The organism is Dellaglioa sp. CoH-56-MRSF-10, assembly GCF_056782175.1.
This window is the reverse complement of the sequence record NZ_JBXAYF010000004.1, coordinates 32,513-45,505: the sequence shown is the minus strand read 5'-3', so window position 1 is coordinate 45,505 and position 12,993 is coordinate 32,513. Positions and strand designations below refer to the sequence as shown.

Here is a 12,993-nt window from a genome sequence, read left to right as displayed (position 1 = left end):
TAGGGTTGTATTAGTATATATTATTGGTATAATAGTACTTACTGAAATAGTGCGACCTTCAAATCGTAGATTTTTTCAGAATCTAATTGAAATGATGGTGATAGTATGCCAGATAATAGTAAAACTCGTGTCGTTGTTGGGATGAGTGGTGGCGTCGATTCATCAGTTGTTGCTTATTTATTAAAGCAACAAGGTTATGATGTAGTTGGTGTCTTCATGAAAAACTGGGACGATACGGACGAAATGGGTGTTTGTACTGCAACAGAAGATTACAAAGATGTTGCTAAAGTAGCAAACAAAATTGGAATTCCTTATTATTCCGTTAATTTTGAAAAAGAATATTGGGATCGCGTATTCACATATTTCTTGGATGAATATAAAAAGGGTCGGACACCAAATCCAGATGTGATGTGTAATAAAGAAATTAAGTTTAAAGCATTTTTCGATTATGCTATGGAACTTGATGCTGATTACATCGCAATGGGACATTATGCACAAGTTGAGCAAGATGCTGACGGTATTATGCATATGTTACGTGGGGATGATAGTAACAAAGATCAGACTTATTTCTTGAGTCAATTATCACAAAAACAAATTCAAAAAGTTATGTTCCCAATTGGAAACATTGAAAAACCAGAAGTTAGAAGAATTGCTGAAGAAGCTGGACTTTCAACTGCTAAGAAAAAAGATTCAACAGGTATTTGTTTTATCGGCGAAAGAAACTTTACAAAGTTCCTTGGTGAATATTTACCAGCACAAACGGGTAATATGATGACTGTTGACGGTGTAAAAATGGGCGAGCATTATGGTCTTATGAATTATACAATTGGTCAACGTAAAGGTCTTGGTATTGGTGGTACGGGTGAAGGTAACGATCCTTGGTTCGTTGTAGGTAAAGATTTAGCAACAAATACATTGATTGTTGGACAAGGTTACCATAATGATTTACTTTATGCCGATTATCTTGAAGCATCAGAGTTAAGTTTTATGGCACCAATCGATCGCTTTGGCAATGATTTCCATATCACTGCTAAGTTTAGATACCGTCAAACTGATGTTGGTGTGACGGTTCATTTAAATGATGACCGTACAGAAGCTACAGTTGAATTTGATGCACCAGTACGTGCTATTACACCTGGACAGGCTGTTGTCTTTTACGATGGCGCAGAATGCTTAGGTAGTGGTATCATTGACGCTGCATTTAAAAAGTCAACTGAGGGATCAAAACAATTACAATATGTTTAAATTGAATTTATAATAGTTAAGGCACAAACAAATATTTTGTTTGTGCCTTTTTATATTTGTGGCATAATATAATAGAGATGAAAAAACGAAGGGGTCTTATTGACTGATGACTAATATATATTTTATTCGACATGGCAAAACAGAATGGAATCTTGAGGGACGATACCAAGGTGCGAATGGAGATTCACCCTTACTTGAACAAAGTTACATAGAAATACAACAATTAATCAAAGCACTTAAATCAATAAAATTTGATGCTATTTATTCAAGTCCTATTAAGCGTGCAAAGGACACAGCAAATTTAATTAATACAGGCCTAAACCAAAATTTGGATGTTATTTTGAATGATAACTTAGAAGAATTTCATTTAGGGAAAATGGAAGGCATGAAGTTTACAGATGTGGCTGTTCAGTATCCTGAGGAACTCGATGCCTTCCGTAATCATCCCGATAAATATGATCCTAAAAATATTAATGGCGAAACATTTCAAGCTTTATTAAAGCGGATGGTTCCAACAATTAAAAAAATTGTTGACCAAAATAAAATAGATGCAAATATTATCATTGTTAGTCATGGTGCGGCGCTTGGTGCCTTGATTCACGATTTATTAGGAGTACCGCTGAAAGACTTCCGTAAACAAGGTGGCTTATCGAATACTAGTACGACTATTTTGGAAACACAAAATGGAACCGAATTTAAATTAGTTAAATGGAATGATACTAGTTATTTGGATAGAATACGCGATGAAAGTGATGTCGTTTAAGGAGTAATAATGGGTAAGAGAGAAGAAAAAGAAGCAGAATCAAAACATATTATTCATCAATTAGTTGAAAAGGTTGAAAAAGAACCTAATAATCAAACGGCTTATTATGAATTAGGTAGTTATTTAACAAAAGTAAAAGACTACCCTCAGGCGGAAGAACTGTATAAAAAAGCTATTGGATATTTTGATGAGAAAAATGAACAAGTTGATTTATTACAATATGGTCTTGGTAACGTGTTTTACGAGGCAGAACTGTATTCTGAAGCAATTCAATCATTTCAAAAAGTAACTAATCAAAAGTTGAAAGAAACAGCTTTTTTAATGTTAGCACAATCATATATGGCTCAAGAGCTGTATCAACAAGCATTAGTATTTGCGATTACGGCTCAAGAAATAAATCCTAAAAATATGGACGCCAACGAATTAATTGGCGATATTTTCTTAGCATTGGGTCAGTTTGAAAATGCTGGTAAATATTATGACTTAGTTCTTAAAATAGATGAAAATAATGCAAAGGCTAATTTTCAACGAGGCTTAGCTAATATGGTTTTAGGAATTGAATTCAATACTTATTTTGATCGTTCAAAAATAGCCAATCAGGCCTATTTTGAGGCACAAAAACAAAGATTAAGTGAAATAGAATCGTTTATAAAATTACGTGATAAATAAAGAGGATGTGAAATAATGGTTGTTCAGAAACTAAATTTATTTAATGATGATCCTCAAAGTGATGAAACACAAGCTTACTTGGTTGGTAAGGTTGCAACCATATTTTTTCAAAGCCAAGATAGTTTTTATAAAGTGATTCTAATTCACAGTATTGAAAGTAATTTGGAATGGCCTGAAGATGAGGTTGTTGTTACTGGTAATTTTGCTGACATTAAAGAGGAATCTACGTACCGCTTCTATGGTCAACAAGTTGAGCATCCCAAATATGGGAAACAATTTCAAACGAGTAATTATCAAAATGAAACACCTACTTCAAAAATGGGGCTTATTACCTATCTATCTGGCTCAGAATTTAAAGGGATTGGGAAAAAGACTGCGGAATCAATTGTTGAAAAGTTAGGAACGAAAACAATTGATAAAATATTAGCAGATGATACTGTACTTGATTCATTAGAATTATCAAACAAGCAGAAAACAACAATATTAGAGACTGTTCGAGTAAATAATGGGATGGAACAAATTATTATTGGATTAAATGGTTTTGGATTTGGTAGTCAATTAGCCGCAACTATTTATCAAACTTATAAAGAAAAAACCCTTGAAATTATTCAAGAAAATCCATATCAACTAGTAAATGATATTGAAAATATTGGCTTTAAAAAGGCAGATCAAATTGCTGGAGAATTAGGATTTGCAGCTGATTCTTCAGGTCGAATACAAGCAGGTATTTTGCAAAGTATCAATGATTTATGTCAACAAGATGGCGATACCTATGCGACTGCAGAGCCGTTGTTGGAAGCATCTTTACGATTATTAGAGAGTAGTCGAAGAGTCAGAATAAACCCTGAGGCAATCTCAAAAGAACTCATTAATTTAGCTAAATCAGGACTCGTTGTCGGTGATGAACAGCGTATTTATTTAAAAAATCTGTATCATGCAGAATACCAAATTGCTGAACATTTAAAAAGATTACTTTCATCGGGGCAAGAAAAAGGTAAGTTAGCAGAAAAAGATATTGATAAAGCAATTCGTAAGATTGAAAAAAAACTTGATATGAATTATGGTGAGTCACAGATTAATGCCATTAGGGCGGCTATGAATTCACAGATATTTTTATTAACAGGTGGCCCAGGAACGGGTAAAACAACCGTTATTAATGGTATCGTGGAGTTATTTGCGGAATTAAATGACTTTTCGCTCGATCTTAGTAGTTATGGAGAAGGACAAACATTTCCTATTCTTTTAGCTGCACCTACTGGGCGAGCAGCAAAAAGAATGACTGAAACGACTGGATTACCTGCCAGTACAATCCATAGACTCTTAGGACTAACTGGAAGAGAATCGAATAATGATGTTGAAACGAAAGATTTAGAAGGTGGCTTATTAATTATCGATGAAATGTCGATGGTTGATACGTATTTATTGAATACATTAATGAATGCAATACCTACAGATATGAAAGTCATTTTTGTAGGTGATAAAGATCAATTGCCTTCTGTTGGTCCTGGGCAAACATTTTATGATTTATTGAAAAGTGACTATCTTGAGCGAAAAGAATTAACGGATATCTATCGTCAAGGTGATGGGTCATCAATAATTTCACTCGCACATTCAATAAAAAAAGGTGAATTACCTGCTGATTTTACACAGAATCAAAAGGATCGTTCATTTTTCGCGAGTCGTGAATTTCAAGTTGAATCAATTATTAAACAGGTTGTTGAACGAGCTAAGAATAAAGGGTTCACTTCAAGTGATATTCAAGTTCTGGCACCAATGTATCGAGGTGCGGCGGGAATTAATCGTTTAAATGAAATGTTACAAAATATTATGAATCCACTTGAAAATAGTAGACAAAAAGAAGTACTTTTTAGAGATCAAAAATTTAGAATTGGTGACAAGGTGTTACATCTTGTTAATAGTCCTGAAAATAATGTTTTTAATGGAGATATAGGTAAGATTGTAGGAATTACATTGGCCAAAGATAGCGAAGATAAGGTAGACGAACTAGTTATTGCTTTTGATCAAACAGAAGTGACTTACAGGCGAAATGAATGGCAAAAAATAACTTTGGCATATTGCACATCTATTCATAAGTCTCAAGGTAGTGAGTTTAAAATGGTTATTTTGCCAATGGTTTCGCAGTATAAGCGAATGCTTAAACGTAATTTACTGTATACCGCAATTACCCGTGCTAGCCAGTTATTGATTTTGCTTGGCGAAGAAAAATCATTTGAAGAATGTGTTGAGAATGAATCAGCCAATAGAAAAACAACGTTATTATTACGAATTGAACAGATTTTTGATGGTGATATTAAAAAAGTTGATGATTCGATTAAAGAGAGCCAACTAGCTAAAAAATCTATTAAAATAGCTCCGCCTGTTCCAACTTTAATTGAAAAATTTATTTTAACTAACGACAATATTATGGATGGTTCAATTGATCCAATGATTGGAATGGAGAATAGCCGACCATAGAAAAAGCCTATATATCTCAATTAAATGAGATATATAGGCTTTTTAGTTAATCCAAAATGGGTATGATAAGACGCTATACTCAATTTCAAAGAAACGGGTTCCTAGGTCTTCACCATCCATTTGACCGTACTCTAAAGAGTCAACGGAAAGTTTAATTTTATCTGATGTAAAATGGTGAACACCTTTTTGGTTAATATGTTTACCAGATTTCAGTAAAATGGCTAGATAGATTAATTTTAGTGCACTAGGTTTTTCAATGATAATTAAGTCTAAATTATTTTTTGTCGGATCTGCCATTGGTAAAATTGGAACACCGCCACCAAAGTAGGGATGATTTGATGTTGTTACAAGAAAGGCATTTTGATAAAATTCTTGATGGCCATTCACCCGGACAGTTATGGGAAATGCAGCTTGTCTTGATAAAGTTCCTAATAGGGCGCTTAAGTAAGTAAGCGATCCTAGATGAAGTTTATTCAATAGTTTCTTTGAACTTGATTGATTTGCGATACTTACTATTTGCGCATCGAAACCTACGCCAACATTATTTATAAAGTATTTTTTTTCATGCCGTGATAATTCGTGCATGACACCTAAGTTTAATAGTTTAGGTGAAGTTGTGTTTAATACTTGTTCAAGAGCTACAAGTGGAGATTTGGGGATACCGACACCTCGAGCAAAATCATTTCCTGATCCTGCAGGAATATAGGCAATTGGGATATCAAATGTGTTCGCATTTTTAACACCATTGATACATTCATTTAAAGTACCGTCGCCGCCAATAACTAGTATAATTTGATTATTGTCTGTTTCGATGGGGTGATAATGTCTGGCGTAATTTTCCGTTAGAAGGGAAGCATGACCAATATAGTCTGTCAGATGGGCCTTAAAATAGACATTTTGAGAAATTAATTTTTTTTCAATAGATTGCCAAATTTGTTTAGCACGACCACTTCCAGCAGACTCATTAACGATAATGAAATATTGATTCATGAACTTCCCTCCTTAATTAATACTAATAATTATAACTAAAATTTAAAAGGATTTAAAGATAAATTTTGATTATATAAAAATAGCTCAATATTCTAATTAGAATATTGAGCTATTTTTGTTAAACGATAACTAACATTGGTAAAATCATTGGTTTACGTTCAGTTTGTTCATATAAGAATTTTTGTAAGTCATCAACGATTGCATCATTAATCATGGCTTCTGTAATTTTATCATTTTTTAATAAGCGACTCATGACACGGAATAAGCGACGACGACCTTGATTAATTAATTCTCCTGATTCGCGCATATAGACAAATCCACGAGATAATAAATCTGGTCCTGCTTGAATTTCATGTTTTTTCATGTCAATCGTTGCAACGACAACAACAAGGCCTTCTTCAGAAAGGACTTGTCGATCATTTAGGACAGCGCTACCGATATCACCAATTCCTGAACCATCGACATAAATATCATCAGCTTCAAAATGACCAGCAATTCGAGCAGAATCACTAGTTAGAGCTAAGACATCACCATTTTCCATAATAAAGCTATTCTCTCTTGGAACGCCAATTTGTTCAGCTAATCCAGTATGAATTTTAAGCATTCTATATTCACCATGGACAGGGACGAAATACTTAGGTTTCATCAAACTGAGCATTAATTTTTGTTCTTCTTGGCCACCATGACCAGAAGTATGAATATTATTTACTTTACCATGGACAACAGTTGCTCCAGCTTCTGAAAGTTCATTAATAACGTGGTTTACACTGATTGTGTTACCAGGAATTGGAGAACTTGAGAAAACAACAGTATCACCAGGTTGAATAGAAACCTGACGATGAGTCCCATTAGCGATACGGCTAAGAGCTGCCATTGGTTCACCTTGTGATCCCGTACATAAAATTAAAATTTCATTTGCGGGTAATGAATTAATATCACGTGCATCAATTAAGGCATCATCTGGAATATTTAAGTATCCTAATTCACGTCCGTTAACAATTGCTGCCTCCATACTACGTCCAAAGACAGCGATTTTACGGCCTTTGGCAACAGCAGCTTCAGCAGCTTGTTGTACTCGGGAAATATTTGAAGCAAAAGTAGCAAAGATAATGCGGCCTTCACCTTTTTCAAAAATTCGTCGAATTGATTTACCAACGAATCTTTCTGATTTTGTAAAATTAGGAATTTCTGCATTTGTACTATCAGATAGTAGACAAAGTACACCATCAGCACCAAGTTGAGCCATTCTTTGAAGGTTGGGCGGCTGATTAGTAACAGGTGTTAGATCAAATTTGTAGTCCCCAGTGACTACAATGTTACCAGATGGCGTTTTGATTGCGACACCTAAAGTATCAGGAATTGAATGAGTTGTTCTAAAGAACGACACACTCGTTTTTCTGAATTTAAGAACAGTATCTTCTTCAATTTCATGCATTTCTGTTGTGGCAAGTAACCCGTGTTCTTCTAATTTTCCTTTGATTAATGCTGAAGCCAATGGTCCAGCATAAATTGGGACATTAATTTGTTTTAATAAATAGGGAATACCACCAATATGATCTTCATGACCATGGGTGATAACTAATGCTTTAATTTTTTGTTGATTGGCAACTAAGTATTGAAAATCAGGAATAACGTAATCAATTCCTAATAACTCATCTTCCGGAAACTTGATTCCTGCATCGACGACGATAATTTCATCTTGAAACTGGATGCCGTACATATTTTTACCAATTTCACCTAATCCGCCGACTGCAAAAACACCAGTCTCGTTATTTTTAACATTTATCTTTTTCATTCAGAAAACTCCGTCATTTTAAATGTAGGGTTTTCCTTTTCATATGCTAAAGCTTTATCTGATAATGTTTCAATGAATTCAATGTTATGTGTTGTTTGGTGACCAACAATACTTTGAGCTTCAATTTCAGAACTTGCTTCAAGGAAAAGTGATTTTGTTTCTTCTCTTTGTGGATTTCTATCTTGTGTTTCTTGATAATAAACTTTAAAAATCATTTGTAAAACTCCTTTAAATTAAATTGATATCATTTTGGTTAAAATGATTTGAAATGGAAATTAGAAACCGAACTGGGGGTTGTCTGCACAACATATAATTTATATTTTATCATATATTATTATTTAAGTATAGAATAGACCGATTTGAATAGACTTATAAAGGATAAAATTTAACAGACATGTTATAATTATGAAAAGTTATCGTATAAGGAAGAGTGGTGTTTTATAAATGTGGTTGGTAGTTAAAATAGTGACTGTAGTGGTTTTAATGATCATCATAATTTTAAATTATAACCGTCTGAAAAGAAATAGACAGATTACTATTCTTAAAAATAAAAGCAAACTTATTACAGATAATGCGGTTGAATTTGCTTTAAATAGACTACATGGTAATGAATATGGTATTAATTCTGAAATACTAAGGGTTACAGAAATTGTTTCAAAGGTTTGGGGTAAGAGGGTCATGGTATTTGAGTATCAATTTCAGATGAAGTCTCCTTCAGAAGAGAATATCGGGAAAATAAGAAACATTTTTTTCAATTTATTTGAAGAATTTGAAATGATGAACCTGGTTAAAAAAAGTGTCGAAGCAAAATCGGCATTTGAAGTAACAGATCTTTGGTATTTAGACGGTATTTTACATTTAGAGGTAGCACATTTGGTTAATGTTGAGACAATTATGTATACTAAAGATTTAAAAAAGGTATAGTTCAAACAGTATGTTTAAAGTGAAATAAAAAGAGTTTCTTCAATAAATTAATTATTGGAGAAACTCTTTAGTTATTTATTCAAGCATAATAGCATCGTTCGGTATAGCAAATGGTTTGTCAGTATTAATATGATCAAAGAATAATATACCATTTAAATGATCAATTTCATGTTGGACTACAATTGCTTCATAATTTTTCAAGCGGATTTTATGTTGTGTACCTTCGATATCAAAGTAACGAAGTGTAATCCGATCAGCTCTTGGCACATATCCAGGGACATCTCTATCAACTGATAAGCAACCTTCACCTTCTGAAAGTGCAGCAACTTGAACTGACTGACTTAAAATAGTAGGATTAATTAACACTTGTTTAAGTGTGGGCTCTTCACCTTCTGGGCCAGGGATTAAGACAGCAGTCATTCGTTTAGAAATTGCTAATTGCGGAGCTGCTAAGCCAACACCTGCGCGTAGATGATATTTTTCAGCTATTTCTTCATTTTGACTATTCTCTAAAAATTCCATTAAATCATGTGCGAGTTGTTTATCATCATCTGAAAGCGGAAAAGTCATTTCGCTTGAACGATTTCGTAAAATTGGATTACCTTCACGAATGATATTTTTCATTGTTATTTTAATCAAAATAGTACCTCCAAATTAATATTCTACGGTACATTGTAGCATAAAATAATCATATCTGTAGGCCATTTGAAAATTAATAGTTATGTTTCATTTCTTTTAGTTTTTAATGGATTGCTGTAAAATGAAACATAGTAATTACTTTCAAGTATATTGAAAGTATTAGTTGAAAATTAATTCAATAATTAAATAAAGTAAAAATAAAGGGAGTTTAACACACTAAATTATGAATAATAAAATTGATTACCCATTAGAAGCACATTGGACTACTGAAGAAATTATCTCTGTCAGTGAATTCTATAAAGCAATAGAATTAGCAAATTCTACAGGTATTGATCGAGAAGAATTGCTTTATAATTATCGTGAGTTTAAAAAAATTGTTCCTTCCAAAATGGAGGAAAAACAAATAGGCAGATCGTACGAAGATGAATCAGGTTTTAGTATTTATCGTACAATGAAATTTGCAAGAGAGAGTACAAGGGACGTTATTAAAATTAACCAATAGGGAGGTTATGATTTGAATATTGATGAGGTTAATTATCAGGTTAAAAGTTGGCTGACAGAGGCACGTGAAAATATTATTCATGCATTTGGAAATCCATTGTCTGTTGAAACAAAAAGTAGTCGAGTTGATCTTGTAACTAATATGGATAAACAGACTGAAAAATTTTTAGTAAACAAAATTCGTACCTTTGATCCGAAAGCCAAAATTTTAGGTGAAGAAGGTTTTGGGGATGATGTAACAAATTTAGATGGTACTGTTTGGATTGTTGATCCAATTGATGGCACAATGAATTTTGTCAAACAGAAAGATCATTTCGCGATTATGATTGGTATTTATGAAAACGGTATTGGAAAATTGGGATTCATTATGGATGTAATGAATAATGTTTTATATTCTGGTGGGCCAGATAGGGGCGTCTTTGCCAACGATAAAAAACTTGAAAAGCCTGAAAATATAGCACTTAAGGATGGCTTGCTAGGTTGTAGCTCACCTATGTTAATGATGGACTATAAGCATTTACAATCAATTGTTCAACATAGTTCAGGTGCTAGGGTTTATGGAAGTGCCGGTATTGAGTTTGTTCACATATTACGTGGACAAGAAATTGGTTATGTTTCTCACTTAAAACCATGGGATTTTGCAGCCGGTAAAATATTGGCGGAAACTCTTGGTATCACCGTGAAAACAATTGACGGGTTAGAGCTCGATATGTTACAATCAGCAGATGTATTAATAGCAACGGAAAACGCACAAGAGGACATTTTAAAACTACTAAATAGTTTTTAGTAGAATCGCGTTGTGGCTGTGACTAACAAGTCGCAGTTTTTTTATGCGATTTATTTATGAAAAAGTATGAAAACTTTTAGTAAGTGTGTTAATTGTCTGCTATAATAGTGAACTGTAGTTATTATTCGTAAAAATATTAAGGCTCCAACGAAAGGAAGAACAAACTTGAAAACAAGAGATGACATTCGTAACATTGCGATTATCGCCCATGTCGATCACGGTAAGACGACATTAGTTAATGAATTATTAAAACAATCAGATACATTGGATGGCCATTCAGAAATTAGTGACCGTGCCATGGATACAAATGATATTGAAAAAGAACGTGGTATTACAATTTTATCAAAAAATACTGCTGTTAGAGTTGGCGACAAACAAATTAACATTTTAGATACACCTGGACATGCCGATTTCGGTGGTGAAGTAGAACGTATCATGAAAATGGTTGATGGTGTTTTACTTGTCGTTGATGCTTTTGAAGGAACAATGCCTCAAACACGTTTTGTTTTGAAAAAAGCTTTAGAACAACAATTAGTACCAATCGTTGTTATTAACAAAATTGATCGTATGGGTGCTCGTCCACAAGAAGTTGTTGATGAAGTTCTTGATTTGTTTATTGAATTAGGTGCTGATGAAGCACAACTTGATTTCCCTGTTATTTATGCTAGTGCATACAATGGTACATCAAGTATGGATCCAGATATCGAAACTCAAAAACATTCTATGGATGACGTTTTTGAAACAATTATAAATACAATTCCTGCACCAGTTGATAACAGTGACGAACCATTACAATTCCAAGTTTCAATGTTGGATTATAATGAATATGTTGGTCGTGTTGGTATTGGTCGTGTGTTCCGTGGAAAAATTGCTGTTGGTGATCAAGTTTCTGTTATTAAACTTGACGGCTCAGTTCAAAACTTCCGTGTTTCAAAACTTTTTGGTTTCTTCGGTTTAGATCGTGTTGAAATTAATGAAGCTAAAGCCGGTGATTTAATTGCAGTTTCAGGGATGGATGACATCTTCGTTGGTGAAACTGTAACACCAAGTGATCATCAAGAAGCATTACCATTAATGCGTATTGATCCACCTACACTACAAATGACATTCAGAACGAATGATTCACCATTTGTTGGACAAGATGGTAAAAACATTACTGCTCGAAAGATGGAAGATCGTCTTAAATTACAATTGCATACTGATGTTTCATTGAAAATTGAAGATACAGATTCTCCAGATGCTTGGGTTGTTTCAGGTCGTGGAGAATTACATTTATCAATCTTAATTGAAACTTTACGTCGCGAAGACTATGAAATTCAAGTTTCACGTCCAGAAGTTATCTACCGTGAATTCGAAGGCAAGATGCAAGAACCATTTGAAAGCGTCCAAATCGATACACCTGATGAATATTCTGGTGGTGTTATTGATACAATGGCTCAACGTAAGGGTGAAATGATTAACATGGAGACCGGTAATAACGGCCAAACTCGTTTAACTTTCTCAGCTCCTACTCGTGGTTTAATTGGATATGATTCACAATTCCTTTCAATGACTCGTGGATACGGTATCTTAAATCATACTTTCTCTGAATACAAACCAGTTATCCGTAACTGGGAACCTGGTCGTCGTAATGGCGCATTAGTTTCTATTAATTCAGGAAAAGCTACAACATATTCAATTATGAGTATTGAAGAACGTGGAACAATTTATGTAACACCTACTACTGATATTTATGAAGGAATGGTTGTTGGACAAAGTAGCCGTGAACGTGATATTTCTGTAAATATTACTAAAGGAAAAGCTATGAGTAATGTTCGTTCTTCTAATAAAGATCAAACAGCCTCAATCAAGAAACCAACTATTCTTACTCTTGAAGAATCATTGGAATTCTTGAACACGGATGAATTATTAGAAATCACACCAAATAATTTACGCTTACGTAAACGTATCTTAGATACAAATATGCGTGAAAAAGCTCAAAAACAACATAAAACAGATTCAAAAAAAGGTTAATTTAAAAAGAGTTGAAAATGATTAAGTTCATTTTCAACTCTTTTTTTTAATCATGATAAATAGTAATATGGTATACTATTAGGAGTCACGAGAGAATAAAATCGATGAAAAACAACATTTCTAAAGAAAATGTGATGGTCACTTTGCAAGAAAATGTAGATAAAATAAATAAATTTATCTGGAAACAGCGAA

General features: G+C 33.5%; 12 protein-coding genes. 8 read left to right on the top strand and 4 right to left on the bottom strand.

The annotated features are described in order from the left end of the window. Positions 1-105 precede the first annotated feature (105 nt). From mnmA to recD2, 4 genes are all read left to right on the top strand, one after another. Positions 106-1,245, top strand: coding sequence for a tRNA 2-thiouridine(34) synthase MnmA (gene mnmA, locus AC1RP4_RS05385; RefSeq protein WP_409022386.1), 1,140 nt, complete (start codon positions 106-108; stop codon positions 1,243-1,245). Positions 1,246-1,351: 106 nt separating this feature from the next. Continuing rightward, positions 1,352-2,008, top strand: a complete 657-nt coding sequence (locus AC1RP4_RS05380) for a histidine phosphatase family protein (protein ID WP_481761696.1) — start codon at positions 1,352-1,354, stop codon at positions 2,006-2,008. A 9-nt stretch (positions 2,009-2,017) separates the two neighbouring features. Beyond that, on the top strand, positions 2,018-2,677 hold the full coding sequence (locus tag AC1RP4_RS05375) for a tetratricopeptide repeat protein (protein WP_481761697.1): 660 nt from the start codon (positions 2,018-2,020) through the stop codon (positions 2,675-2,677). A gap of 15 nt (positions 2,678-2,692) precedes the next feature. After that, on the top strand, positions 2,693-5,152 hold the full coding sequence (gene recD2 / locus AC1RP4_RS05370) for an SF1B family DNA helicase RecD2 (RefSeq protein ID WP_481761698.1): 2,460 nt from the start codon (positions 2,693-2,695) through the stop codon (positions 5,150-5,152). A gap of 42 nt (positions 5,153-5,194) precedes the next feature. On the opposite strand, the gene AC1RP4_RS05365 is transcribed toward recD2, so the two are convergent. The 3 genes from AC1RP4_RS05365 to AC1RP4_RS05355 all read right to left on the bottom strand — a co-directional run bounded on the left by AC1RP4_RS05365 (position 5,195) and on the right by AC1RP4_RS05355 (position 8,152). Next, positions 5,195-6,142 carry a diacylglycerol/lipid kinase family protein gene (locus tag AC1RP4_RS05365; protein ID WP_481761699.1) on the bottom strand — a complete coding sequence of 316 codons (948 nt, stop codon included), beginning with the start codon at positions 6,140-6,142 and terminating at the stop codon, positions 5,195-5,197. 118 nt (positions 6,143-6,260) lie between these two features. Continuing rightward, positions 6,261-7,937 carry a ribonuclease J1 gene (rnjA, locus tag AC1RP4_RS05360; protein WP_409022391.1) on the bottom strand — a complete coding sequence of 559 codons (1,677 nt, stop codon included), beginning with the start codon at positions 7,935-7,937 and terminating at the stop codon, positions 6,261-6,263. Further along, positions 7,934-8,152 carry a DNA-directed RNA polymerase subunit epsilon gene (locus AC1RP4_RS05355; RefSeq protein WP_409022392.1) on the bottom strand — a complete coding sequence of 73 codons (219 nt, stop codon included), beginning with the start codon at positions 8,150-8,152 and terminating at the stop codon, positions 7,934-7,936. Before AC1RP4_RS05355 ends, rnjA begins: the two co-directional genes overlap by 4 nt. A gap of 229 nt (positions 8,153-8,381) precedes the next feature. Between AC1RP4_RS05355 and AC1RP4_RS05350 the strand changes: the two genes are divergently transcribed. Continuing rightward, positions 8,382-8,861 carry a hypothetical protein gene (locus AC1RP4_RS05350; RefSeq protein ID WP_409022393.1) on the top strand — a complete coding sequence of 160 codons (480 nt, stop codon included), beginning with the start codon at positions 8,382-8,384 and terminating at the stop codon, positions 8,859-8,861. Positions 8,862-8,936: 75 nt separating this feature from the next. Here AC1RP4_RS05350 and def read toward each other — a convergent pair whose 3' ends face one another. After that, positions 8,937-9,485 (bottom strand): peptide deformylase, encoded by a 549-nt coding sequence (gene def, locus AC1RP4_RS05345; RefSeq protein WP_409022787.1) that lies wholly within the window; start codon positions 9,483-9,485, stop codon positions 8,937-8,939. A gap of 238 nt (positions 9,486-9,723) precedes the next feature. Between def and AC1RP4_RS05340 the strand changes: the two genes are divergently transcribed. The 3 genes from AC1RP4_RS05340 (at position 9,724) to typA (ending at position 12,801) form a co-directional block, all read left to right on the top strand. Then, positions 9,724-10,002 carry a UPF0223 family protein gene (locus AC1RP4_RS05340; protein ID WP_481761700.1) on the top strand — a complete coding sequence of 93 codons (279 nt, stop codon included), beginning with the start codon at positions 9,724-9,726 and terminating at the stop codon, positions 10,000-10,002. Between the two features lie 12 nt (positions 10,003-10,014). Next, the gene (locus AC1RP4_RS05335; protein WP_481761701.1) at positions 10,015-10,788 is read left to right on the top strand and encodes an inositol monophosphatase family protein; all 774 of its coding nucleotides are present in this window, start codon (positions 10,015-10,017) and stop codon (positions 10,786-10,788) included. 165 nt (positions 10,789-10,953) lie between these two features. Next, positions 10,954-12,801: a translational GTPase TypA gene (gene typA / locus AC1RP4_RS05330; protein ID WP_481761702.1), complete on the top strand. Its 1,848-nt coding sequence runs from the start codon at positions 10,954-10,956 to the stop codon at positions 12,799-12,801. Positions 12,802-12,993: the final 192 nt, after the last annotated feature.